The organism is Burkholderia vietnamiensis LMG 10929 (assembly GCF_000959445.1).
Lineage (GTDB): Bacteria > Pseudomonadota > Gammaproteobacteria > Burkholderiales > Burkholderiaceae > Burkholderia > Burkholderia vietnamiensis.
In genome coordinates this window covers 2,055,987-2,080,675 of record NZ_CP009630.1, presented here as the reverse complement: position 1 = coordinate 2,080,675, position 24,689 = coordinate 2,055,987, and the positions used below count along the sequence as shown (strand labels likewise).

Genomic DNA, 24,689 nt, shown 5'->3' with positions numbered 1-24,689 from the left:
GATCGTGCGACATGGGCGCCGGGCCCGTCGACGCCGCTATTCGGCGCGACCGATTCACATCGAATCGATGAGGGGAGAATGATGGAAAACCCTGAGCGTGTCCAAGGCGTATTTCCGATGCGGTCGATAAGGCGGATCGATCGTTGATCGATGCATGCGCAACGAAACGGCGACGCATGGCACGACCACCGCATCCGTGATGCGGCGGACGATCGATCTGGAGATTGCGGTGGAGATTGCGGCGCCGCCGCCGTCAGCCCTGCTCGCGCGCCGTCAGCGTACGCAGCGACGACAGGCTGCCATGGTCGAGCATCTCGCGCACCAGCTCCGCGAATGCCGTCGACGCGACCGTGCGATACGCGCCCTTGCGGCGCAGCAGTGCGACGGTGCGCACCGGGAACGGCGGGTCGAGCGGCACGTATTGCAGATCGCGATGCTCGAACTCGATCGTGCCGGGCAGGATCGTCGCGATCTTGCCGCGGCTCACGATCTTCAGCACGGCGCTGATCGAATTGGCCTGCAATGCGACGTCGGGCTGCATGTCGTACGACTGGAAATAGCTGTCGACGTAGAAGCGCGACACGAAGCTCGTCGTCAGCAGTGCGAGCGGCGTATCGGCGAGCTGCGTCGGCGTGACGGGCTCGCGTTGCGCGGTCAGCGCATGCGTGCGGCCGACCACCAGCATCAGCTGTTCGGGAAACAGCGCTTCGGCCTCGATTTCGTCGGAGCGCACATCGACGAAGCCGAACGCGAGATCGACCTGGTCGTCGCCGAGGGCGGTCTCGACCGCATCGAGCGACATCTCGGTGATCTCGATCACGATGCCCGGATAGCGTTCGTGGAACTGCTCGATCACCGGCGCGACGAGGTATTCGGTGAAGGTCGGCGTGAAGCCGATCCGTAGTTGCCCGCGCGACAGGTCGTGCACGTCGTGCAGCGCGCGTTGCGCGGTGACCAGATCGTTGTGCGCGCGGCGCACGTATTCGAGGTACACGCTGCCGAAGTCGGTGAGCTGTACCACGCGGCCGCTGCGATCGAACAGTTGCGCGCCGAGCTCGTCCTCGAGCTGGCGCACCTTCTGCGACAGCGCCGACTGCGACACGCTCAGCGCTTCGGCGGCGCGCGTGAAATTGCGATGCTCGTCGATCGCCAGCAAATAACTGATGTTGCGAAGCAGCGGGCTGCGTTGTGTGAACTTCATCTTGCGCGGATTGATTCGCGAGTCGCGTGGGGCGGGCATCCCGCCATTATGCGCCGGCCGCGCGAGCATCGGATCGTCGACGGTGCTCATTGCCAGCCGCCTCCGAGCGCGAGGAAGGTCGCGATCTGGTCGTCGTTCACCTGCTGCCGTGCCGCGGCGACGGCCGTTTCGGCCGCGAGCCACGTGCGCCGCGCATCGAGCGCGACGAGGCCGCCGACCCGGCCGCCATGGCGCAGTTCGTCGGTACGCTCCATCACGTCGCGCGCGGCGTCGCGCGCCGCTTGCAGACGTTGCAGGCGTTCGAGCGCGGCAGCGTACGTGTTCAGCGACGTCTCCGTTTCGCGCAACGCCGTGAGCACCGTCGCATCGAAATGCGCGAGGCTCGCGCGGCTGTCGGCGCGGGCCGCGTCGATGCGGTCGCGGATCGCGCTGCGATGCAGATCCCAGGTCACCATCGGCCCGACCGCGAAGCGGTTCGTCAACGGCGTGAGGAACGCGGCCGCGCCGCCGGTCGAGCCGATGCTCGCGCCGAGCTTGATGTCCGGATACAGCGCCGCGGTTTCGACGCCGATGCGTGCGGTCGACGCGGCAAGCCGGCGCTCGGCCGCGCGCACGTCCGGACGGCGCGCGAGCAGCGCGCGGCCGTCGCCGGACGGAATCGGCGCGGCCAGTTCGAGCGGCTTGCGGCACGACAGCAGCGCGCGATCGTAGTTCTCCGGCGGCTCGCCCATCAGCGTCGCGAGCCGGAACGCCGCATTCAGCCGGCGCGCCTGCAGCGGCGCGAGCGCCGCGCGGCTGTCGTCGATCGCACCGCTGTCGCGCTGCGCTTCGAAGCTCGGCGCGCGGCCGTTAGCGATCAACTGGCGCGTCAACGCGAGGCGCTGCTGCTGCAGCGCGATCGCCCGCTGCAGCACGTCGATCCGGTTTCCGGCATTGCACAGGTCCGAATACGCGCGCGCGACTTCGGCGGCGACGTTCACGCGCACCAGATCGCGCGCGGTGGCGACGGCCTCGTGGTCGGCGGACGCCGCCTCGATTCCGCGCCGGATGCCGCCGAACAGATCGAGGTCGTAGCTCATCGTGAAGCCGATGTTGTAGATCTCGTGCCGCGGCGGCTCAACGTGCGACAGCACCGCTGCGGCGGATTGCTGCGTGTAGTTCGTCGACGCGTCGAAGCCCGCGCTCGGCTCGCGCGCCGTGCGCGCCGCCGCGAGCAGCGCGCTGCTGCGCTCGAGGTTCGCCTGCGCGGCGCGCAGATCGACGTTGCTCGCGAGCGCCCGCTCGATCAGCGCGTCGAGCGCCGGATCGTCGTACAGCCGCCACCAGCGAGCGGGCAACGGCGCATTCGACGCGGCCGTTGCACCCGCAACGAACGCGCCGCTGGCGGCCGGCGCGTTCGCGAGCGCGGCAGGCGGCACGCGATAGTCCGGGCCGACCTCCGCGCAGGCGGCGAGCGCGAGGCCGAGCGCGGCGATCCACGCTTTGCGCACGCTCACCATGGCAGGCTCCGGCGCACCGTGACGTCGCCGGCGCGTGCGTGAATCTCGACCGACGCGGTCTGCCCCGGCACGAGCCGCACGCCGGGCGGCACCGAATCGATCGCGATGCGCACCGGGATGCGCTGCGCGAGCCGCACCCACGTGAACGCCGGGTTCACGTTCGCGAGCTGCGCGTCGCCTCCCGCGCGCTCGCGGTCCTCGACGCCGCCCGCGACGCTCTGCACGTGGCCGCGAATCTCGCTCGCGACGCCCATCAGATAGATGCTGGCCGGATCGCCGACGTGAATCGCGGGCAGCTTGGTTTCCTCGAAGTAGCCTTCCACGCGCAGCGACGTGTCGTTGACCAACGCCATCGCGCCCTTGCCGGCGCTCAGGTACACGCCGGGCAGCAGCCCGACGTTGGTCACGGTGCCGTCGACCGGTGCGCGCACGAGCGTCCGTTCGAGGTTCAGCGCCGCGAGGTCGCGCGCGGAATGCGCCTGCGCGAGCGCCGCGCGCAGCTTCTCGACGCGCGTCGCGCCCTGTTGCGCCGACTCCTCGGCCACCACGTCGGGCATCGCGCGATTGCGGCGGTCTTCGCGGATCGCCTCGTCGAGTTCGGCCTGCTCGCTCGCGAGGTTCGCATCGGCCTGTTCGAGCGCGATCCGGTAGCGGGACGGATCGATCACCAGCAGCACCTGGCCCTTCGTCACTTTCTGGTTGTCGTGCACGCGCACGTCGGTGACGAGGCCGCTCACGTCGGGCGCGATCGGCACCACGTCGGCGCGCACCTTGCCGTCGCGCGTGAGCGGCTCGATCTGGTAACGCACCCATAGTCCGTAGATCGCGGCGACGATGCCGGCGAGGATGGCGGCCGTCAGCACGGTACGCAGCAGCGGAATGATTCGCTTCATGTTCAGGAGAGGAGTCGATGCGGGAGACAGGCGTCGGCAATGCGGGCGATACCCCACCACAGCGCGAAGAAGGCGGCCAGTTCGAGCAGTGCGGGCTGCCACAGCAGCAGGTGCAGGCGCAGCCGCACCAGCATCCCGCGCAGCATGAACGTGACGCCGAGCGCGACGACGGCCCAGGCGAGCGCGGATGGCATGTAGATGCCGAAAATGTGGATCTCTTCGATCATCGCGTCGTTCCTTCGACGAGTTGAACATGCGGAAACAGGTTGCAGCGCATGCCGACCAGCGCGAGCAGCGTGGCGTCGTCGCGGCCGGCGGGGTCGCGCGCGACGGCCGCGATCGCGCGATTCAGCGCGCGCATCAGCGTTGCGTCGGCTGCAATCGGATGGCGGGCGTCGGCGCGCGCGCGATACAGGTTCGACACCTGCGCGAGCGCGGCCTCGATTGCCGGGCGCGTATTCGCGTCGCCTCGATCGAGCCCCTCGCGCGCCTGGATGATGTTGCGGCCGATGCGCAGGTCGCTCAGCCCGTCGACCGCGTGCAACGCGTCGTCCGGATCGGCGAACGCCATGCGTGTTGCGACCTGACCGAGCCGGTCGATCGCGCGCGCCGTCCACGTGGCCGCATCGAGCGGCCGGCGCGGGTCGGCCATCTGCGCGAGATCGGCCCAGTTCTGGCGCACGATCCGGTATGCGGTCCAGCGCGTGCTGGCCGAGCGGAACAGTTTGCTCACGACCAGCGTCGTGGCGATGCCGCCGACCTGCGCGAGCCCCGTGTTGAGGAACAGCGCGAAGTCGGCCTGGAAACGATCGAGAAAGCCCATGGCGACGATGAAGCAGGAGAACATCGGAAGCGCGCGCGCGGTGCGTGCGGGATCGGCCTGGATGTAGCCCATCCAGACGAGCGCCGGCGCGAGCGTCAGGATCAGCATCCCGGCGCCGTCGACCCGCGGCAGGATCACGAACAGGTACAGCGCGGCGAGCGGAAACGTGACGAGCGTCGACACGAGGTAGCGGCCGATCATCGGCGCCGGATCGTCCTGCGCCGCGAACGAGCAGGTGACGAGCGCGGCGAAGGCGGCGGTCGCGGACCCGTTCGGCCAGGCGAGGAGAATCCACACCGCGCAGTAGATGACGATCGCGGTGGCCGTCGCCGCGCCGGCGAGCAGCGCGAGCCCGTGATCGCGCGCGAGCGCGAAGCGGCGCGTGGCGTCCGCGGGCGTCAGGTGGCGCGCGAGCTCGGCGTCGCTTGCGGCGAAGCTGCGCACCAGCGTGCGCGCCGCGTGCAGCGTGTCAATGAAATCGGCGGTGCGGTCGAACAGGCTTGCGGCGAGCAGCGACGTCCACGTCGAATCGTGCAGCCGCTCGGCGGCAAGGGCGCGGCAGCGCGCGGCGAGGCCGGCGTCGAGCGCGTCGCCGACCTCCTGTGACGCGTGCAGGTCGGCGATCACCGCGTCGACGAGCGTGGCGGTGTCCGCATCGACCGCGTTCAGCGCGCGCAGCTGGTCGAGCCGGTTCGCCGCGGCCGACGCGATCGACAGCAGCGCGGCAAGGCGGTGCTGCAATGCGGTGACGGTGTCGCGCGTCGCGAGCGCGAAGCGCTGATCGAACGGCAGCGCCGTCGCGATGATGCCGAGCTCCGTCACATCGGCGGCGAGCTTGCGGCGATGCGCGTGTTCGAGGCGCGCGTGGCGGGTGCCGAACGCCTCGGCGGTCCAGCGGCATGCATCGCCGAGAAACGACAGCGCGCGTTCGTGAATTACCGGCCGGTTGTTCGCGGGCTTCACGACGCGGTGCGCGATCGTCACGCACAGGATCGCGACCGACATTTCCTCGACGCGCGACGCGGCGGTAATGAAGATGTTGGTCGGATCGTCGAGATACGGAAAGCAGATCACGGCCGAGCTGAACGCCGCCATTTGGAACAGGAACGCGCGCGGCGTACGATCGAGCACCGCGAGATAGATGCAGAAGCCGATCCACAGCGCGAGGCACAGCACCAGCAGCGCCGGCGAGTTCTGCAGATTGGGTGCGACCGCAACGGTGACGATCGCGCCGGTCGCGATGCCGGCCACGCGATAGATGGTCTTCGGTCGGAACGTGCCGGCCATCGGCTGTGCGGTCACGTATACCGTGAGCAGCGCCCACCACGGGCGCGGAAAGCTGACGGCGAACGAGATCAGCAGCACGAGCGCGGCCGCGACGAAGGTGGTGACCGAGAACAGCAGCTTTCTCGGATCGATGGAGAAGGGGTCGCGCGGCCGTAGCGGCGCGACGGTGGCTTGCGACACGTCGGTTTCCTCGGGCGAGACGGGGGAGTAGTGTTTGCTGCGGGCGCGTTACGGCGCCGGAGGCGGCGTGCTGCACGTCATGTCGTGCGGCACCGGTGGGCTGCATGCGTCGCGGCGGACGGAAACGGAGCGTGCGCGAACGCGGCGGCGCACGCAGGGATGGTTCGTTGGAGGCATTTCAAGCACGGCGAGCGCGCCTTTTCCTTGTTATTCAAGCGTGTGGCGATACGCGGTCGTTCAGCGCGGGCGCCACGAAAACGCATTGCGAAGGATCAGGGTTTCATTCGATTGCGATGGACGAAATTGTGCGCTGCGGCGTGCGCGCCGTCCAAGTCGGATTTCCGACCGGGTCGATCGGTTTTACTTATCGCTCGATGCACGCGGCCGTCGGAATGCCGATCGGCACACGGCGGATACAGGCGAGGCGGTTGCACGCGCAACCGTATGAAGGAACGGCCGCTCGCGCAGCCGCGCGACGTCAGAACAATTGCCCCTGGCCGGAGATCACGCGTTCGAAATCGTCGCGCAGGAACGGCAGGATCGCATCGGCGACCGGCTGCAGCTGGCGGCTCACGTAGAACGCGTAGTCGATCGGCGAGCGCATCGTTTCGAGCGGCTCCGGGCCGGCGGTCGTCATCACGTAGCTGATCCACCCGCCGCGCTGGTACTGCAGCGGACGCCCGCGCGCCTGGTTGAATTCGTCGGCGATCCGCGCGGCGCGCACGTGCGGCGGCACGTTGCGCTGATATTCGCTCAACGGCCGGCGCAGCCGCTTTCGATAGATCAGCTGCGCATCGTATTCGCCGGCGAGCGTGCGCCTGACGTAGTCGCGGATGAAATCCTGGTACGGCTCGCGCTTGAACACGCGCCGGTACAGTTCGCGCTGGAACGTCTGCGCGAGCGGCGTCCAGTCGGTGCGCACCGTTTCGAGCCCCTTGAAGACGAGATCGTCGCCGCCGTCCGCCGCGCGCGCGAGGCCCGCGTAGCGCTTCTTGCTGCCTTCCTCCGCACCGCGCACGGTCGGCATCAGGAAGCGGTGGTAGTGCCGCTCGTATTGCAGCTCGAGCGCGCTGTCGAGCCCGTAGCGTTCGCGCAGATGCGTGCGCCACCAACTGTTCACTTGCGCGACGAGCGCGCGGCCGGTGGTGGCCGCCGCGTCGTCGTCGTGTGCGCGGCCGAGCCACACGAACGTCGAATCGGTGTCGCCGTAGATCACCTCGTAGCCCTGTGCCTCGATCAGCTCGCGCGTGCGATGCATGATCTCGTGGCCGCGCATCGTGATCGACGACGCGAGCCGCGGATCGAAGAAGCGGCAGCCGGTCGAGCCGAGCACGCCGTAGAACGAATTCATGATGATCTTCAGCGCCTGCGACAGCGGCGCGTTGCGCCGGCGTTTCGCTTCGTCGCGGCCTTCCGACACGCGTCGCACGATGTCGGGCAGGCAATGCGCGGTGCGCGAGAAGCGCGCGCCGAGAAAGCCGGGCACCGATGCCGCATCGTCCGGATGCGCGAGCCCTTCGATCAGGCCGGCCGGATCGATCAGGAACGTGCGGATGATCGACGGATAGAGGCTCTTGTAGTCGAACACGAGCACCGAGTCGTACAGGCCGGGTCGCGAATCCATCACGAAGCCGCCGGGACTGTTCTGGCCGGTCACGTCGCCGAGGTTCGGCGCGACGTAGCCGAGCCGGTGCATGCGCGGCAGGTACAGATGCGTGAACGCCGCGACCGAGCCGCCCGTGCGGTCGGCCGCGAGGCCCGTGACGGTCGCGCGCTCGAGCGCGAACGACAGCAGGTCGGCCTTCGCGAAGATTCGCGTGACGAGCTCGCAGTCCTTCAGGTTGTAGTGCGCGAGCGCCGGCTTGTCGTGGTCGAAGCGGCGCTGGATCTCGTCCATCCGCTGATATGGGTTGTCGATCGACTTGCCTTCGCCGAGCAGCGCCTGCGACACGTATTCAAGGCTGAACGACGGAAACGTCCACGTCGCCGATTTCAGCATGTCGATGCCGTCGAGGATCAGGCGCCCGGCCGCGCCCGCGAAGAAGTGATCGGGCTGCTGGCCGTGCGCGCGCCATTCCAGCGGGCTGCCGCCGCGCCCGAGTTTCAGCGCGACGCCGTACTGCTGCGCGTGCGCGTGCAGGATGCGCAGGTCGAATTGCACGAGGTTCCAGCCGATCACCGCATCGGGATCGTGCTCGGCGAACCAGTCGTTGAGCCGCGCGAGAAGCTCGGCGCGGCTGTCGCAGTAGTCGAGGCGAAAGTCGATGGCCCGCGCGTCGCCGTTCGGCGGCCCGAGCATGTAGACCTGTCGCTGTCCGCAGCCTTCGAGCGCGATCGAATACAGCTCGCCGTTCACGCTCGTCTCGATGTCGAGCGACACGCAGCGCAGCGTCGGCCGGTAATCGGCCGCCGGTTTCAGTTCGCCGTCGGTCAGCGTGCCGTCGGCGGCGACGGCGCCGCGAAACAGCACGGGCGCGGTGATGAAGCGCTCCATCGTGTAGCGGTCGGGCGGCTGCACGTCGGCTTCGTACACGTCGACGCCGGCCGACGCGAGGCGCTTCTGCAGTGCGCTCAGATGGCGGTAGCGACGGCAGTAGAGGCCGGCCACCGGGCGCTGACGAAAGTCGCGCAGCGCGAGCGGACGCCATTCGGCATCGCGCTCGCCGGCCAGCGCGCGCTCGGCGAGCGCCTGCTGCTGCGCCGGCACGAACGCGACGGCTTCCTGCGGGCGCAACCGCACCCGGCGCGGACCGTGTTCGGTTGCCAGCCAGAACTCGATCTCGATGCCGGACGCGGTGTCCCGCCAGTGGCGGGTGAGGATGAAACCCTGCTCGAACTCCGTCAAAACGCTCGCTCGTCGTGGATGCCCAGGCGGCGAATTTTAGCGCTTGCGCGTGCCGGCCGCCGCGCGTGCGTCGATGGCGTCAGGCGGCGCGGGCGGGCCGCGCGTTGCGCGTGCCGCATCGAGCAGCGTGCTCAACCTTCGCCGTGGCGCTGCGCAGCGGTGTCGACGCGCGCGAGCAATGCATCGAGCGCGTCGATCGGAATCGGCTTCGCGAAATGGTCGTCGAAGCCGGCGTCAGCGGTTTCCTTGCGATCGCACGAGCGCACGTGCCCCGACAGCGCGACACGGAATGCATCGGGCGCGATGCGTGTCGCGTTCAGTTCACGCAGCAGCTCGAAGCCGTTGACGTCGGGCATGCTCAGGTCGATCAGCATCAGCTGCGGTGCGAAGTCGCGCGCGAGCGGCACCGCATCGCGCGCGTGGTAGGCGACGCGCGCCGTGTGGCCCTTGGTTTGCAGCAGGACGGCGAGGGTGTCGGCCGCTTCGCGATTGTCGTCGACGACCAGGATGCGCAGCGGGCGCGTCGTGAGCGGTGCCGGTGCGACGCGCGCCGGCTCGACGCGTTCGGCCGGCTGCGCGAGCGGCAGCCGCACGGTAAACGACGAACCCTTGCCGATGCCGGCGCTGTCGGCGGTGATGCTGCCGCCGTGCAGGCCGACGAATTTGCGGCAGATCGCGAGGCCGAGACCGAGCCCGCCGGCCGCAAGGCGGCCCGCGCTGCTGTCCTGTTCGAACAGTTCGAAGATCGACTCCTGCGCGCCGGGGACGATGCCGATCCCGCGATCGACGACGTCGATCGCGACCACGCTCGCCTCGGTGCGCACGTGGACTTCGATGTGCTCGCCGTTCGGCGAATACTTCGATGCGTTGTCGAGCAGGTTGTACAGCACCTGCACGAGCCGCACGTCGTCGCCGCGCACGATCACCGGCGCGGGTGGCAGGCGCACGACGATGCGCTGTCCGCGTGCATCGACCTTCGGCTGGATGCTCTGCACGCTGCGATAGACGATGTCGCGCACGTTCAGTGGCGCTTGCTGCAGATCCACCTTGTCGGTCTTGATGCGGCCGATGTCGAGCAGATCGTCGACGAGCCGCACGAGCTGGCCGATCTGCCGCTCGGCGATGTCCTTGCATTGCGTGAGCGCGGGGCCGAGCCCGGCCGCCGGCAGGCTGTGAAGGATGCCGATCGTGTGCTGCAGCGGTGCGAGCTGGTTGCGCAACTCGTGCGCGAGTGTCGCGATGAACACGTCGAGCCGCCGCGTGGCCGTTTCCAGTTCCTCGACGCGCTTGCGCTCGGTCATGTCGCGCGTGATCTTGATGAAGCCGCGTAGTGTGTTCGACTCGTCGCGCACGGCCGTGATCGTCACGCTGGCCCAGAAGCGCGAACCGTCCTTGCGGACGCGCCAGCTTTCGTCCTGGAAGTGCCCGGACGCGACCGCGGTTTCGAGCGCCTGAGCCGGGCGGCCGGCGGCGATCGCGTCGGGCGGATAGAAGCGCGAGAAATGGCGGCCGACGATCTCGTCCTCGCGGTAGCCCTTGATGCGCTCCGCGCCCGCGTTCCACGTGGCGACGTTGCCGTGCGTGTCGAGCATGAACACCGCATAGTCGGTGATCGACGAGACGACCGTCTGGAACCGGAACTCCGCGTAGCGGTGGAGCAGCGGCTGATCGTGCGCGACCGGCTCGCGGTTCGAAGGGATGGGCGGCGGATGGTCTGGCGTCATCGGGATACTCGTTCTGCGTGGCGATCGCGCCGCGTGCTCGGTCGCGGTGCGGTGGGTTCGTCGCTGGCTGGGCCGCGATGGGGATTGGTGCTCGCTTCGGCGTTGGCGTTGATGCTCCCGTGGGCGTTTGCACCAGCACCAGCGCCAGCACCGCGGCCCGTCGGCGCCGCCTCGCGACGGCGCCCGCACGCGGGCGCGCGACGCGGCGCGCTCAGGCCGGCATCGCCGCGAAATCGCGCTTCAAATTCTCCGGGCCTTGCGGCCGGTGATACAGAAAGCCCTGCGCATATTGCACGCCGACGGCGCGTAGCGCGCGATGCTGCTCCTCCGTCTCCACGCCCTCGGCGATGACGGTCACGTCGTAATGGCGCGCCAGCGCCGCGATGCCCTCGATCAGCCTGGCGTTGCCGGTCGTCAGCTGCGAGATGAACTGGCGATCGATCTTCACGTAGTCGAACGGAAAGCGCGACAGCAGGTCGAGATTGCTGTGATGCGTGCCGAAATCGTCGATCGCGAACTTCGCGCCCGTCGCGCGCAGCGCGGCGAACATCTCCGTCGTGCGTGCATTCTTCTCGAGCAGGACGCGCTCGGTGACTTCGAGCACCAGCGTGCATCCCGGCGGCAGCCGGCGAATCGCCTCGGCGACGAGGGCGACGAAGCGCGGCCGTTCGAGGTCCTGCGGCGCGATGTTGATCGCGATGCGCAGCGGCGTCGACGGCGCCAGGTCGGCCAGTTCCGACACGGCCGTGCGCAGCACGAATTCGGTGATCTTCGGCAGGATCGAGCTCGACTCGACCTCGGGGACGAATGCCGCCGGACCGATGGCCCCCCATTTGGGATGCTGCCAGCGCAGCAGCGCCTCGACGCCGACCGTTCGGCGCGTCTCGACGTCGACGATCGGCTGGTAGACGACGTGAAGCTCGCCGCGCTTGAGCGCGTGGCGGACCGCCTTCAGCAGCAGCCGGCGCGGCGCCATCGCCAGCAGGTACGCGGCCGCGACGAGACCGTTCACGAGCAGCGCGATCGTCAGGCAGACGAGCCGATAGCGCCGATACACCTGCGAGACGTACGGTTGCGACGCCGCGACCGACACCGTGAACGGCCACGCGCTCGACGTGATCGCGCTGCCCGCCGGCGCGGCCGCCGGGTGCGGCGGCATGAAGCGGCCGCGCTGATCGAGGCCGCCCCAGCCCGCGACCGACAGCGTGGCCGTCGCCGCGCCGAAGCGCGCGCCGTACGCGAGCATGTCGGCCACATAGTCGCCTTCGATCAGGTACAGCACGCCCGAGCCCGGCGTTGCCGCCCGCACGACCGCGAGCACCGGCACGCCGCGCTGAAACGGCGTCTGCTCCAGCAGCGCGAGCGTCGTGCCGGCCGACGCCGGCGTGCGCGTGTAAACGTCGAGCGGAACATCGACCGGGCCGAGCGCGGACGAGCAGGTGACGCGGCCGCCGTTGACCAGTCCGACCGCACGGAGGTAGCGCAGCCGCGTGGCCGCTTCGGCAAGCGTTCTGGACACGCTGGCGCACGGCCGGCCGATCAGCGCATCGAGTTCGCCGGGATGCCGTGAGCGCACGCCGTCGAGGATATGGTCGATCGAGATCGCGATATCGGTCGCGACCGTGCGCTCGTGGCGCGTGACCGAGTCGCGCGCCATGCGGTCGGCCATGACGAGCGCGAGGACGAGCACGACGATGCAGGCGAGGAGGGCAATCGGCAACACGATGTGCTGCGCGGCGTCGGCGCGATGGAATACCGGCTTCGCGCCCGGCGTGGACGCGGACGTTCGTCGGGTCGCGCTCGTTGTTGTCCGTATGGGCATGCTCGTCGAACCGGTCGATGAATGGGCGCGAAGCATTCGCCGTGCCTGGCCGGAGCGCGGCGGTCCGCGCCGGTAGCGGGACGTCAGTCGATTCTACGCTCGCGACACACGCGAAGCGATAACGATGCGGGGACACGGGTTCGACGCGGCTCTCCATAACATACATCGATTATGCATATATATTGATGGCGCGTAAAAAAACCCGGCCGCATCGAATGCGGCCGGGCGGAACCCACCTTCTCTTGGCACGAGGACGGTGTGCGGCAAGTATACGATGGATCCCTCAATTGTTGATCGTAGTTTGTTAATTGAATGCTGTGTCGTAGATTAACGTGTGATCGTAAATATTCGTGGGACGGCGTATACGTTGCCATCAGCCGCCTATCTCGTATGAACGTCGGTTATCTGGGTGATACCGCGGCCAATCCGGGAACGCCGCGTTATGGCGCGCTGTAGGCCGAAGCGTCCGGCGCGCCGGGATTCAGAAATCGTCGCGCATCCGGTGCAACAGGGCGCGAGGCGATTGACGCGTGTCCACGGCGGTGAGCACGTCGGTGACGAACCACGGCAGGTTCAGCTGCGTGTCGGAATCGCCGACGCATACGCGGATCGGCGGCCGATTCGAAGGCTGACGCACGCTGGAGGACGGCACGCAGTTCTTCTGCTGCGGCGGAACCTGCGCGGTGGGGATGTTGGCGCTCGCGTCGGCGTATGCGGGCGAACTGGCGGCAACGAGCACGAGCAGGATGGCGAGCGGGGCGGTGTGGTTCATGTCACTTTCTCCGACGATGCTCGTTCGACCTCGCGGTGTCGGCGGAGTTTCGGCGCGGCCGCTGGCTGTTCGCATGCGGTTCCGCGTTGGACCGTAGCCGCGCGTGCGGCGTTGCCATGAAAGCGTTCTTCAGGCCCATGACGGATGCGAATGGGAGCGCAGCGTTGCGGCGCGTATCGGGCCGCCGCGTGCGATTGCATCGACCACGTTGAAGAAATCGTCATGCAGCCGCTTTGTCATCCGGTACGTGACAGGCTCCGCGTCGCGGACGTTCAGCCTTTCCGATGACGCCGCCCGTTCACCGCGTCGACCGCCGCAGCGATCTTCGTCTTGGTGTCACAACCTTCTGTGTATCGGTGAACCGGCGCCGTTGCGCGACGAGCGAGACGATGCACGCACCGTCCCGCCTCGGGAAGAAATCGATCAAGCCGGCGAATGTCGCAGCCGACTTTGACGGCAAGAATGCCAGTGCGTCGTCAGACGATGATCGGCATGGCGCGCCATCGCGCCCGACCAGCCGAGTGTATCCGTATGAACGCGCGCGGTTCAGTGCACGCTTGCCGATGCGAGCGCGTGCATCGTATCGGTGACGCGCATGCATCGCGACAGGCCGAAGATCTCGGCTTCGCGGCGCTCCGGCTCGCTGCTGGCGACGCCCACCGCGCATTCGGGCGGTACGCCGAGCGCTTGCAGCGCGACGTCGAACGGATGGCGGTTCGCTGCGGCATCCTGCTGATCGGCGTCGGTCACGACGACCGCGAAGCGGTCGAGGGTCGCGCGGCCGAACTGCCCCTCGAACATGTCGCTGAGGCGGGCGGCCGGCAGCGTCGTGACGAGGCCGAGCCGATAGCCTTGCTCGGATGCGCTGTCGAGCCACTGGATGATGGCGTCGCGCTGGTTGCGTGCTTCGTGCGAATCGGGTGTCGCTTCGATCTGCGCGAATGCAGCATCGAGACGGGTGACGATGGCTTCAATGACCACGGTGATTCCTCTCCTGACACGTGACGATCCGTTCGCGGACGGGAATGCTCGACACCTTAGCGTCGATCCGGAATATGCGACCAATTAATATTTATATCCGACCCATACGATTCGACTAATGAATGGCATCGCGGGCCATGACTGGTGCGGAAGTGCGCGATGCAGCACGACACGCAGGTTCGGCATCGGCGCGACGGCCTTCGCCCGATGCACCAAACATGCGCAGCCGATCGCTGCACCACGGCCGTGCGCCGCAGCGGGCCGCGTATCGCGTGGTGCGCGCGATACGCGGTGTTGCGGCACCGTGCAAGCCGCGCTCAGTGCAGCTTGATCGACGGCTGGTTGCGGCGTTGCAGCCAGTGCCCGAGCGACTGGAACAGCGCGCGCTTCAGTCCGTACACGCTGAACAGATGCTTGCGGTACAGGAACTTGTACAGCCCGATCGCGGCGAGCCCGTCGACGATCACCGAGCGCGGCCGCGCGCCGAAGTCGGCCTGATAGACGGCGCCGGTGTGGCCGAGCGACACCACGGTGCCCGCATCGCGGAACGCGAAGCGCGCCACCGGCTTGCCGGCGAGGCGCCGCGCGAACGCGTCGCCGAGGTACACGGCCTGCTGGTGCGCGACCTGCGCGCGCGGCGGCAGCACGCTCAGCGCATCGGCCGACGGGCACGCGGCGCAATCGCCGAACGCATACACGTGCGCATCGTCGGGCGTTTGCAGCGTGTCGGTCACGATCACCTGGTTCGACCGGTTGAGCGCGATACCGCCGAGCTCCCGCAGGATCGCGGGGCCGGCCACGCCGGCCGCCCAGATCGTGATGTCGCTCGCCAGCCGCTCGCCGGTCGCGGTCGTGACCGCGTCGGCATCGACTTGCGCGACGCGCGTATCCGTCAGCACGTCGACGCTCAGCGTGCGCAACTGCGCATGCATGCGCGCCGACAGCCGCTCGTCGAGCGCCGGCAGGATGCGCGCCCCGCCTTCGATCAGCCGGATGTGCACGTCGCGCGTGGACACCAGCGCCTTGAAGCGATACGTCGTCAGTTGCTGGACCGCGTGACGCAGCGCCGCGGCCAGTTCGACGCCCGTCGCGCCCGCGCCGATCACGCTGATGCAGACCGGTGCCGCGCGCCGCGCCGGATGCTGCTCGGCCGCGTGGTTGGCCCGCGTGCATGCGGCGAGGAACTTGCGCCGAAAATCTTCCGCCTGGTCGAGGTTTTCGAGCGGCAGCGCGTGGCGGGCCGCGCCCGGAACGTTGAAAAAGTTCGTCACGCTGCCGACGGCGAGCACGAGGTCGTCGTAGCCGAGTTCGCGCTGCGGCAGGATCTCGGTGCCGTCGGCGTCGTGCACGGCGGCGATCGTCACCGTGCGCGTCGCGCGGTCGAGCGCCTGCAGCGCGCCCTGCACGAACCGGAAGCCGTGGCGCTTCGCCTGCGCGACGTATTCGATCGTGTGCGTGGCCGGATCGCGATGGCCGGATGCGGCTTCGTGCAGCAGCGGCTTCCAGAAGTGCGTCGGGTAGCGGTCGACGAGCACGACTTCGGCCTGCCCGCGGCGCCCGACCGTGTCGCCGAGGCGCGTCGCGAGCTGCAGGCCGCCGGCCCCGCCGCCGACGATCACGATGCGCGGCGTGGGTGGTGCGCGGTCCGTTGCAACGGTGTGCGTGTTGTGGTTCATGTTGGGCTCCCGCTTGATGATGATTCGAATGACATTCCTCAGGAACCGACGATATAGTTTCGAACCTGCGCAAACAATTTAATGTTTATAAGCGACTCATATGTATTCACTTATAGGAAAGACCGCAACGTTCCGGCAGTTGAAGGCGCTCGACATGATTGCGCGGCTCGGTAGCGTGTCCCGCGCGGCCGAGGAGCTGAACCTGACGCAGCCCGCCGTATCGCTGCAGGTTCGGCTGCTCGAGGAGGCGGTGGGCGCCGCTTTGCTGCAGCGGGTGGGGCGCGGCGTGCAGCTGACCGCGGCCGGCGAAATCGTCGCGCGCTACGCGCGCGAGATCCTGCATCTGTGGAGCGAGGCCGGCGACGAGGTGGCCGCGCTGACGGGCGATCTCGGCGGCACGCTGCGCATCGGCGCGATCACGACCGCCGAGTATCTGATTCCGCCGTTGCTCGTCAAATTCACCGCGACGCGTCCGCACGTGAAGACCTATTTCAAGGTCGGCAACCGCGACGACATCATCCGCATGCTCGCCACGCATGAAATCGATCTCGCGGTGATGGGCAGCGCGCCGAAGGAGCTGCGCACGCACGCGGTCGAATTCGCGAAGCATCCGATGGTGTTCGTCGCCGCGCCGACGCATCCGCTGATGCAGCGCAAGCGCGTCACGCTGAAGGATCTCGAATCCGCCCACCTGCTCGTGCGTGAACGCGGCGCGGGCACGCGCTCGACCGTCGAGACGCTGTTCAAGACGGCCGGCTACCGGTTCCACGTGGGCTCGGAACTGTCGAGCAACGAGGCGATCAAGCAGATGGCCGAAGCCGGGCTCGGCATTGCGTTCCTGTCGCTGCACGCATGCGCGCTCGAGTTGCGCACGGGGCTGCTCGGGCAATTGCCGTTTCCCGGCAACCCGATCGAGCGTGAGTGGTACGTGGTCACGCTCGCCGATCGCCGCATCTCGCAGGTGACCGGGCTGTTCCGCGATTTCCTGATCAAGCAGGGCGCGCCGGTGATCGACGGCGCGACGGTCGCGCCGCACGATCGGCGGCGGAAGCAGGCGATGTGAGCGGGTGATGCAAGCGGCCCGATACGGGCCGCGCCATGCGGCGCCGCCGTCAGACGATGCCGAAGTCGTCGTTGCTGTCGGGAATCGACGCGAGCAGTCGCTCGAGCCGGTGCCAGCCGATCATGCGCAGGCAGCGTTCGGCAAGGGTCGTGCTGTGGTCGCGCGACGCGCCGCGCGCACGCAGGCGCACTGCGCGGGACGATGAAGTGGCGGCAAACGCCGCATGCAGCGGGCATGAACGGGGCATCTCGGTCTCCGTAGGTGTCGGATTCGCGCATCGTAGGCGGCGCGGCTGCGATTGGCGCGCATGCAAGGATTGGCCCGAGCAGAAACGGATGATCTTTTCCGACGCGACGTCGAAGTGACCGCGCAGGCCCGGCAAGCGCGCCGAAAAGGCGTCACAATGCGCGATCTGTATCCGCTTCGGTGGAGTGAAATCATGAGCGATCCGATTCTCGCCGCGCCGCCCGACGAAGGCGTGCCCATCACGCTGCGCTCCAGCCGGGGGCTCGGATGGTGCGGCTTCGGCGCATCGCTGCTGGAAATACGCGCGGGCACGTACCGGATTCCGGCCGCCGAGCATCACCGCATCGGCGTGCACGTCGGCTCGCCCGTGCGCGCGGATTGCGTATGCGACGGCGAGCGCGTGTCGCGCATCCAGGCGCATGGCGACGTCGACGTGATCCCCGCAGGGCTGCCGGGCCGGTGGACCGACAGCGCCGATTGCCGGGTCCTGTACATTGCGCTGAGCGACACGTTCGTGCGGAGCACGTTCGAGCAACTCGAACTGAAGCCCGCGCACGCCCAGATCCGCCGGCGGCTGCAGGTGCGCGATCCGCGGCTGCAGCACATCGCGTGGGCGCTGGCCGCCGAACTCGACGCGGCGGACGCATCAGACCCGCTCTATGCGGAGAGCCTGTGCACGGCGCTCGTCGCGCGGCTGGCCGACAGCCGTCCGGCGCTACGCGAGCGCACGCCCATGCTGACGCCGAAGGCGGCGTCGCGCGTGATCGATTACGTCGAGGCGAACCTCGAACGCCGCATGACGCTCGCCGAACTCGCGGCGCTCGTGTCGATCAGCGTGCCGCATTTCAAGGTGCTGTTTCGCGCGACGCTCGGGATGCCGGTGCATCAGTACGTCGTGCGGCGGCGCGTCGAGCGGGCCAAGACGCTGCTGCTCGAAGGACGGCTCAGCATCAGCCAGATCGCGCTCGAGGCCGGCTTTGCGCACCAGAGCCACATGGCGAACTGGATGAATCGCGTGCTCGGCGCGACGCCGACCGAAATTGCGCGCGCGGGGGGAAGGGCGGGCTGACGCGGGCTTAGGAGGTTGATGGCGGTAAGGGCAGCGTGAATGGCAACGCCAACCTGACAGCGCGCCTCCGATAACATCCACCGAGCCGCAGCTCACGCCGTCCACCCGCGCGCGCCCCGACCATCGCGTCATCCATTCCTGCTCGCTTCATCCATCCGTGCGCGCCATCCGAGTCGCGCACCGCGACAATCACCGCAACGTCATCCCCCAAGGAGCGAATCGTGTTCGTGATTTTCGGCGCAACAGGCAATGTCGGTTTGTCGGCCGTCACGGCCCTGCGCAGCGCAGGCCATCCGGTTCGCGCCGTCCTGCGCGACGCAAGCCGGTGCGAGCGCTTCGTGCAACTCGGCTGCGAGGTGGCGATCGCCGATCTGACCGACGCACGGGCCGTCGCCGCGGCGCTCGACGGCGCGCAGGCCGTGCAGATGCTGTGTCCGGCGCCCGCCGCCGAGCGCGACCCGGCCGCGTCGATGGAGCGGATCATCGACGTCGTGACCGGCGCGCTCGTCGCCGCTGGGCCGCCGGCGCTGCTCGCGTTGTCGGACTACGGCGCGGAGCGCGACGGCAACACGGGCATCACGCGGCTCTTTCATCGGCTCGAAGCGGCGTTCAAGACGATCCCGACGCAACTCACGCTGCTGCGCTCGGCCGAACACCTGCAGAACTGGGCGCGCGTGCTGCCGGTCGCGCTGGCCACCGGCGTGCTGCCGAGCTTTCATCATCCGCTCGACAAGGTGTTTCCGACGGTCTGGGCGCAAGACGTGGGCATCGCGGCCGCGCGGCTGCTCGCCGAGCCGGCCGCGGCGCGTACGGCGTTGCGCATCGTCAGCATCGAGGGGCCGCGGCGCGCGAGCGTGCGCGACATCGCCAATGCGCTCGCCGAACGCGCCGGCCGCGCGATCGTCGCGCAGGAACTGCCGCGCGACGCATGGACCGCGACGCTGTTGCGCGCCGGCCTCAGCGAGCGCCATGCACAGCTGATCGTCGATCTCTACGACGCGCACAACGCAGGGCAGATCGACGTCGAGGCCGGCGTGTCGGAGCGCGTCTACGGCGCAACGTCACCGGAGCAGGCGATCGCGGCGCTGCTGCGCGAGCACACGCGCTGAGCCGACGTCTGCGCCGATGCGCGCGCGTCGCGTCACGCGTGGCGGCGCACCCGGCTTGACGCCGCATACGCGGCCGACCCGATCACGATGCCCCAGAACGCGGACCCGAGCCCCAGCCACGTCATCCCCGATGCGGTCGCGAGGAACGTGATCACCGACGCGTCGCGGTGCGCGTCGTCCTCGAAGATCCCGTGCACGTTCGCGCCGATCGCACCGATCAGCGCGAGCCCCGCGAGGATCGCGACGAACGCCTTCGGCAGCGCGAAGAACAGCGTGACGATCGTCCCGGCGAAGATCCCGCCGATCAGATAGATCACCCCGTTCGCGATGCCCGCGACATAGCGGCGGTCCGGATCCTCGTGCGCATCCTTGCCGGTGCACAGCGCCGCGGTGATCGCCGCGACGACGATCGTGATCCCGCCGAAGCAGGCGACGACGAGCGACATCACGCCGGTCGCGGCGATGATCGGCCGGGCGCTGGTGTGGTAGCCCGAGACGCGCAGGATCGTCATCCCCGGCAGGAACTGGCCGGTGAGACTGACGACGACCAGCGGCAACGCGAGGCTGAGCGTGGTGCCGAGCGTCCATTCCGGCGCGATGAACACGGGCCGCGTGATGCTCGGCGATACGTTGCCGATGTGCGCGATCCCCAGCAGCGTCGCGAGCGCGGCGCCCGTCAGCAGCACCAGCACGATGCTGTAGCGCGGCAGCAGGCGCCTGAAAATCACGTACGCGCCGATCATCCCGAAGCCGAGCACCGGCTGCGCGGTCGCGGCCGAGAACGCATGCATGCCGAACGGCAGCAGGATGCCGGCCATCATCCCGCACGCGATGCCGCGCGGAATATGGCGGACCAGACGGTCGAAACCGCCGCTCACGCCGATCGCCAGCATGATCGCCGCGGCCGTCAGGTAGGCGCCGACGGCCTGGTTCAGCGACAGTTGCGGAAACAGGCCGACGAGCAGCGCGGTGCCGGGCGCCGACCACGCGGTAATCACCGGCACTTTCAGTTTCCAGCTAGCGAACAGGCCCGACACGCCCGCGCCGATCGAGATCGCCCAGACCCACGACGCGACCATCTCGTTCGATACGTGCGCGGCCTGCGATGCCTGGAACAGGATCGCGAGCGGACCCGCATAGGAAATCAGCACCGCCAGAAAGCCCGCGGTGATCGCGGACACCGACCAGTCGTTGCCGATCGAGCGGACCGCGCCGGGTGAGGAGTTGGGTTGCATCGTCGTTCGGAGAGGGCGGCGCGCGGCCGCGGGCGGAGGCGGAGCGAATGATCGTGGGCGGCTCCGGACGAGCCGTCATTCTGGCCATTGCCGACGCAATTGGCAATTCGGCGGTGGAGCGCCGCATTGCACTGGCGTCGGCGTTTCGTAAGGAATGCGCAGGGGGCGTGGACGGCGCGCCGTTGCGCGCAACGGCCGCCGCAACGGGCGGCTTCGCGACGCGACCGACGCGCTACGCGCTCGCGCGCATGACGTGCGTCAGGTACTGATCCGGAGATACCCGTCGACCACGGCGACCGTCGCGCCGCAGCCTGTGGACAGCGATGCGGTGCCGCGCTCGAACGGATGCACGGGCGCGTCGGTCGGCGTCCACGCATGGCGCGCGAGCAGTTCGCGATAGCCGCCGCGGATCACGAAGCCGCCGCATTTTTGCGCATACGCGTCGCGGCGCATCCGGTACGCACGCGGCAGGTCGTACCACGGCAGCTTCGGCAGGTCGTGATGCACGAGATGGTAGTTGTTGTTCAGATACAGCAGGCGCATCGCGAAGCCGGCTTCGTTGATCGCGATGCGCGCCTTCGGCTGCCGCGCGGCGCGATGCTCGAACAGCGACCGGATCATCGCGACCGACAGCGCGGGCCACGCGACGGCCAGTACGTAGTACCACCACGGCATGCCGATCGCCCGTTGCAGCCACGCGAGCAGTGCGGCCACGCACGCGGCGTGCGCGGCCCACATCGGCAGGTAGTGGAAGTCGCCGCGCCGGAACCTGCGCAGCGCGTCGGCGAACGTCGCCGCAACGCTCGTCGGCGGCCCGAACACGAGGCGCCCGACGAAGGTGTTGCGCGCCACCGTCAGCGCGCGTCGCCAGCGCGGCAGCCGCGCCCACTGCTCGCGCGACACGTAGTTCGATTCCGGGTCGACGCCGGGCACGGTGAGATCCTCGTCGCGGTGATGGTCGAGGTGCGTGTCGCGATACAGCGTGTATGGATACCAGATCGTCAGCGGCGGATAGCCCAGCAGCCGGTTCACGAACGCGCAGCGGGTCGGATGCCCGTGCAGCAGTTCGTGCTGCAGCGACATGTGCCACGCGCCGAGCAGGATCAGCGGCGGCGTCGCGGCCCCAAGCGACAAATGGCCGGCGCGCACGAGCAGCAGCACGGCGAGCCAGCCGCCGTAGATCGCGACGATCAGCAGCCAGGTCGGCCACTCGGTGCGGGCGGTGAAGCGGGCGTCGAGCGCGGCGATCGCGCGCGCGTGGTCGACGTCGAAGTATTCGGCCATGGTGTGAAACGGGATGAAGTGCGCCGTCGGCGCGAAAGGCGGCAAGCGGACGAATGCGTCGATGCAGCGCACGCTCGATGTGCCCGCAGGTGTTTCGCCGGTGGCGGCCGTCACCAGGGCGGAATCCGACGGCGCCGCGCCATTTGAACGCTAACGGCGCGGCGTCGGCGCGCCAACCAAGCGTTTCGCATTTGCTTATCGCCGCGCGGCGCATAAGCATCGTTCGCGCGCTCGTGTTTCGGTGCCTGCGGAAGTTCGATCGAGCGTGCTTCCCGCGGTGCAGCGCCGCTGCGTAGAATGCGCGCATGAACCAATGGATCGCCGCACTGCCGATGTACAACGTGACGCCGCGCCACGGCGCGCTGTGGCGCGCGTTGCTGCGTGACGCGCTCGATGCGTTCGCGCGCGCCGGCGGGCCGGTCGACGTCGCGCTGCCCGGCGAGCCGTTCGACGATCTGAATGCGCTGTGGCGCCGCAACGACCTGCTGCTGTCCCAGACGTGCGGCTATCCGTACCGGATGCTCGGGCTGAACGAAACCGTGCATCTGATCGCGACGCCCGCGTTCGATGCGCCCGGCTGCCACGGCGCACGCTACAGCAGCGTGCTGGTCGTGTCGGCGCGCGCGCAGGCGCGCGGCGCGACGACGCTGGCCGCGTGTCGCGGCCTACGCGCGGCCATCAACGGCGACGATTCGCACAGCGGGATGAATGCGTTGCGCGATGCAGTCGCGCCGCACGCGCATGACGGACGTTTCTTCGCTTCGGTCGCGTCGTTCGGCTCGCACCTGAACGTGCTGCGCGCGCTCGCGGCCGGCCAAGCCGATTGCGCGGCGATCGACTGCGTGACGTTCGCGTACGTGGGCGATGCGCTGCCGGCGTTGCTGGACGAGATCCGGATCGTCGGCATGACGGCGCCGGCGCCGGGGTTGCCGCTGATTGCGTCGAAGGCGCTCGACGGCGGGCTGGTGAAGCCGCTACGGGATGCGCTCGCGCATGCGGTCACGGTCGATCGCGACCGCGCGCGCGTGCTGAGGCTGAAGGGGTTCGAGAGTGTGGCGCCGCACGCATACGACACGATTGCGCAGTTCGCGCAGCGCGCGTCGGCGCGCGGCTATCCGGTGCTGGCATGACGCGGCGGCGCGGCGCTCGAAGCGCCGCACCGCTTGCGGTCATTCGTCGTCCATCAGGCGCACCTTGACGCGCTTGCCCTTGATCTTCCCGGCGTTGAGCTTGCGCAGCGCGTCGCGCGCGACGCCGCGCTCGATCGCGACGTAGGTCGAGAACTCCGTCACGTTGATCTTGCCGATCTGCTTGCCGTCGAAGCCGGCATCGCCGGTCAGCGCGCCGAGCACGTCGCCCGGGCGGATCTTGTCCTTGCGTCCGCCGAGGATCTGCAGCGTTTCCATCGGCGGCAGCAGCGTGCCTTCGTCGGCGGGCTTCAGTTCCGCGAGCGAATGCCATTCGACGTCGCGCTTCTGCGCCTGCTCGATCGCGCCGACCCGGCCCATCTCGTCCATGCTCGCCAGGCTCAGCGCCCAGCCTTCCTGGTCGGCCCGGCCGGTGCGGCCGATCCGGTGCACGTGCACTTCGGGGTCGGGCGTCACGTCGACGTTGATCACCGCCTCGAGCTGCGCGATGTCGAGCCCGCGCGCGGCGACGTCGGTCGCGACGAGCACCGAGCAGCTGCGGTTCGCGAACTGGATCAGCACCTGATCGCGTTCGCGCTGTTCGAGCTCGCCGTGCAGCGCGAGCGCATGGAAGCCCTGCGCGTGCAGCACGTCGAGCAGGTCGCGGCATTGCTGCTTGGTGTTGCAGAACGCGATCGTGCTGACCGGCCGGTAGTGGTTCAGCAACTGGCCGACCGCATGCAGACGCTCGGTGTCCGTCACTTCGTAGAAGCGCTGGCGGATCTTGCTGTCGTCGTGGCGCTCCGCGAGCTTCACTTCCTTCGGGTTGCGCAGGAATTGCTGGCTCAGCTTCGCGATGCCGTCCGGATAGGTCGCGGAAAACAGCAGCGTCTGACGCGTCGCCGGGCACATCCGTGCGACTTTCACGATGTCGTCGAAGAAGCCCATGTCGAGCATCCGATCGGCTTCGTCGAGCACGAGCGTGTTCAGCGCGTCGAGCTTCAGGTTGCCGCGCTCGAGGTGGTCCATGATGCGGCCCGGCGTGCCGACGACGACGTGCGCGCCGTGCTCGAGGCTCTGCGCCTGCGGACGCATCGGCGTGCCGCCGCACAGCGTCAGCACCTTGACGTTCTCCTCGGCGCGCGCGAGGCGGCGCACTTCCTGCGCGACCTGGTCGGCGAGCTCGCGCGTCGGGCACAGGATCATCGCCTGCACGTCGAAGCGACGCGCGTCGAGGCGCGACAGCAGCGCGAGCGAGAATGCGGCGGTCTTGCCGCTGCCCGTCTTCGCCTGCGCGATCAGGTCGTGCCCGGCCAGCGCGATCGGCAGGCTCGCGGCCTGGATCGGCGTCATGTCGACGTAGCCGAGCTGAGTGAGGTTCGCGAGCGTCGCGGGCGTCAGCGGCAGCGCGCTGAACGGCGTGGCGGCGGGCTGCGTCATTCGACATCTCCGAGGTAGGGGCGGCCGGCCATCTGCTCGTAGACGACCGTGCCGTCTTCGGCTTCGAAGCGCTCGAGATAGTTGCGTGCGCCGCATAGCGGGCAGCGGAACAGCAGCCCCTGGCCTTCGTCCTTGATCACGACGTCGGACGTCTCCCACTGCGTGCCGCAGCTCTGGTTTCGGCAGGTAAACACGGTTTTTCTCCAGCTGAATTCGGTTGGTGGCGCGCCCGGCGGGCGCGGCAACGGCGTGCGGCGCTCGCGCGGCTCGGGCGCGGGCCGCACCGGCGGTCGCGGGGACCGCGGCGATGCGGATGGGTGGAGCGGGCGGCGACGGCGTCGCGCGTGCCCGCAATTCTAGCGGATGCGGCGCACCGGCAGTCGGGCATTCGGGCGGGCGCGCGGCGAGCGGGC

General features: G+C 68.8%; 22 protein-coding genes and 1 pseudogene. 6 read left to right on the top strand and 17 right to left on the bottom strand.

Annotation, left to right across the window (positions count from 1 at the left end):
* Positions 1-253 precede the first annotated feature (253 nt).
* From cynR to AK36_RS09100, 12 genes and pseudogenes are all read right to left on the bottom strand, one after another.
* On the bottom strand, positions 254-1,291 hold the full coding sequence (gene cynR, locus AK36_RS09150; protein ID WP_045578322.1) for a transcriptional regulator CynR: 1,038 nt from the start codon (positions 1,289-1,291) through the stop codon (positions 254-256).
* On the bottom strand, positions 1,288-2,700 hold the full coding sequence (locus AK36_RS09145; RefSeq protein ID WP_045578321.1) for an efflux transporter outer membrane subunit: 1,413 nt from the start codon (positions 2,698-2,700) through the stop codon (positions 1,288-1,290). Before AK36_RS09145 ends, cynR begins: the two co-directional genes overlap by 4 nt.
* Entirely contained in the window at positions 2,694-3,593 is a 900-nt protein-coding gene (locus AK36_RS09140) for an efflux RND transporter periplasmic adaptor subunit (protein WP_014724331.1), read from the bottom strand. The genes AK36_RS09145 and AK36_RS09140 overlap by 7 nt, the downstream gene beginning before the upstream one ends.
* A gap of 2 nt (positions 3,594-3,595) precedes the next feature.
* The gene (locus tag AK36_RS09135) at positions 3,596-3,820 is read right to left on the bottom strand and encodes a DUF1656 domain-containing protein (protein ID WP_011881228.1); all 225 of its coding nucleotides are present in this window, start codon (positions 3,818-3,820) and stop codon (positions 3,596-3,598) included.
* A complete protein-coding gene (locus AK36_RS09130) occupies positions 3,817-5,883 on the bottom strand; it encodes an FUSC family protein (protein WP_045578320.1) in 2,067 nt (688 codons plus the stop codon). Before AK36_RS09130 ends, AK36_RS09135 begins: the two co-directional genes overlap by 4 nt.
* A gap of 478 nt (positions 5,884-6,361) precedes the next feature.
* Positions 6,362-8,728 carry a DNA polymerase II gene (locus tag AK36_RS09125; RefSeq protein ID WP_045578319.1) on the bottom strand — a complete coding sequence of 789 codons (2,367 nt, stop codon included), beginning with the start codon at positions 8,726-8,728 and terminating at the stop codon, positions 6,362-6,364.
* Positions 8,729-8,859: 131 nt separating this feature from the next.
* Entirely contained in the window at positions 8,860-10,452 is a 1,593-nt protein-coding gene (locus tag AK36_RS09120; RefSeq protein ID WP_034193713.1) for a PAS domain-containing hybrid sensor histidine kinase/response regulator, read from the bottom strand.
* Positions 10,453-10,663: 211 nt separating this feature from the next.
* Entirely contained in the window at positions 10,664-12,310 is a 1,647-nt protein-coding gene (locus tag AK36_RS09115) for an EAL domain-containing protein (RefSeq protein WP_080938630.1), read from the bottom strand.
* Between the two features lie 445 nt (positions 12,311-12,755).
* Positions 12,756-13,046: a hypothetical protein gene (locus AK36_RS09110; protein WP_011881233.1), complete on the bottom strand. Its 291-nt coding sequence runs from the start codon at positions 13,044-13,046 to the stop codon at positions 12,756-12,758.
* A gap of 97 nt (positions 13,047-13,143) precedes the next feature.
* Positions 13,144-13,316 (bottom strand): annotated as a pseudogene (locus AK36_RS34235) (histidine-type phosphatase); the annotation flags it as partial.
* 276 nt (positions 13,317-13,592) lie between these two features.
* Positions 13,593-14,027 (bottom strand): HAD family hydrolase, encoded by a 435-nt coding sequence (locus AK36_RS09105; protein ID WP_011881235.1) that lies wholly within the window; start codon positions 14,025-14,027, stop codon positions 13,593-13,595.
* Positions 14,028-14,344: 317 nt separating this feature from the next.
* On the bottom strand, positions 14,345-15,703 hold the full coding sequence (locus AK36_RS09100) for an NAD(P)/FAD-dependent oxidoreductase (RefSeq protein ID WP_034193711.1): 1,359 nt from the start codon (positions 15,701-15,703) through the stop codon (positions 14,345-14,347).
* A gap of 100 nt (positions 15,704-15,803) precedes the next feature.
* On the opposite strand from AK36_RS09100, the gene AK36_RS09095 reads away from it, so the two are divergent.
* Positions 15,804-16,766: a LysR family transcriptional regulator gene (locus AK36_RS09095; protein WP_011881237.1), complete on the top strand. Its 963-nt coding sequence runs from the start codon at positions 15,804-15,806 to the stop codon at positions 16,764-16,766.
* 49 nt (positions 16,767-16,815) lie between these two features.
* Here the strand turns inward: AK36_RS09095 and AK36_RS30860 are convergent, their stop codons facing one another.
* Positions 16,816-17,013 carry a hypothetical protein gene (locus AK36_RS30860; protein WP_080938654.1) on the bottom strand — a complete coding sequence of 66 codons (198 nt, stop codon included), beginning with the start codon at positions 17,011-17,013 and terminating at the stop codon, positions 16,816-16,818.
* 192 nt (positions 17,014-17,205) lie between these two features.
* On the opposite strand from AK36_RS30860, the gene AK36_RS09090 reads away from it, so the two are divergent.
* The gene (locus tag AK36_RS09090) at positions 17,206-18,081 is read left to right on the top strand and encodes an AraC family transcriptional regulator (RefSeq protein WP_045578317.1); all 876 of its coding nucleotides are present in this window, start codon (positions 17,206-17,208) and stop codon (positions 18,079-18,081) included.
* A 221-nt stretch (positions 18,082-18,302) separates the two neighbouring features.
* On the top strand, positions 18,303-19,190 hold the full coding sequence (locus tag AK36_RS09085; protein ID WP_045578316.1) for an NmrA family NAD(P)-binding protein: 888 nt from the start codon (positions 18,303-18,305) through the stop codon (positions 19,188-19,190).
* A 32-nt stretch (positions 19,191-19,222) separates the two neighbouring features.
* Here the strand turns inward: AK36_RS09085 and AK36_RS09080 are convergent, their stop codons facing one another.
* Entirely contained in the window at positions 19,223-20,425 is a 1,203-nt protein-coding gene (locus AK36_RS09080) for a benzoate/H(+) symporter BenE family transporter (protein ID WP_034193707.1), read from the bottom strand.
* A gap of 47 nt (positions 20,426-20,472) precedes the next feature.
* Between AK36_RS09080 and AK36_RS32785 the strand changes: the two genes are divergently transcribed.
* Positions 20,473-20,694, top strand: coding sequence for a hypothetical protein (locus AK36_RS32785; RefSeq protein WP_124259667.1), 222 nt, complete (start codon positions 20,473-20,475; stop codon positions 20,692-20,694).
* Here AK36_RS32785 and AK36_RS09075 read toward each other — a convergent pair.
* Positions 20,684-21,709, bottom strand: coding sequence for a fatty acid desaturase (locus AK36_RS09075; protein ID WP_011881242.1), 1,026 nt, complete (start codon positions 21,707-21,709; stop codon positions 20,684-20,686). The two genes, AK36_RS32785 and AK36_RS09075, sit on opposite strands and share 11 nt — an antisense overlap.
* Positions 21,710-21,722: 13 nt before the next feature.
* On the opposite strand from AK36_RS09075, the gene AK36_RS33705 reads away from it, so the two are divergent.
* Positions 21,723-21,863, top strand: coding sequence for a hypothetical protein (locus AK36_RS33705; protein WP_155121953.1), 141 nt, complete (start codon positions 21,723-21,725; stop codon positions 21,861-21,863).
* A 151-nt stretch (positions 21,864-22,014) separates the two neighbouring features.
* A complete protein-coding gene (locus AK36_RS09070) occupies positions 22,015-22,839 on the top strand; it encodes a phosphate/phosphite/phosphonate ABC transporter substrate-binding protein (RefSeq protein WP_034193706.1) in 825 nt (274 codons plus the stop codon).
* 39 nt (positions 22,840-22,878) lie between these two features.
* Here AK36_RS09070 and dbpA read toward each other — a convergent pair whose 3' ends face one another.
* Positions 22,879-24,276: an ATP-dependent RNA helicase DbpA gene (gene dbpA / locus AK36_RS09065; protein WP_014724345.1), complete on the bottom strand. Its 1,398-nt coding sequence runs from the start codon at positions 24,274-24,276 to the stop codon at positions 22,879-22,881.
* Complete coding sequence (locus AK36_RS09060; RefSeq protein WP_011881245.1) at positions 24,273-24,470, bottom strand: hypothetical protein; 198 nt, start codon at positions 24,468-24,470, stop codon at positions 24,273-24,275. Before AK36_RS09060 ends, dbpA begins: the two co-directional genes overlap by 4 nt.
* Positions 24,471-24,689: the final 219 nt, after the last annotated feature.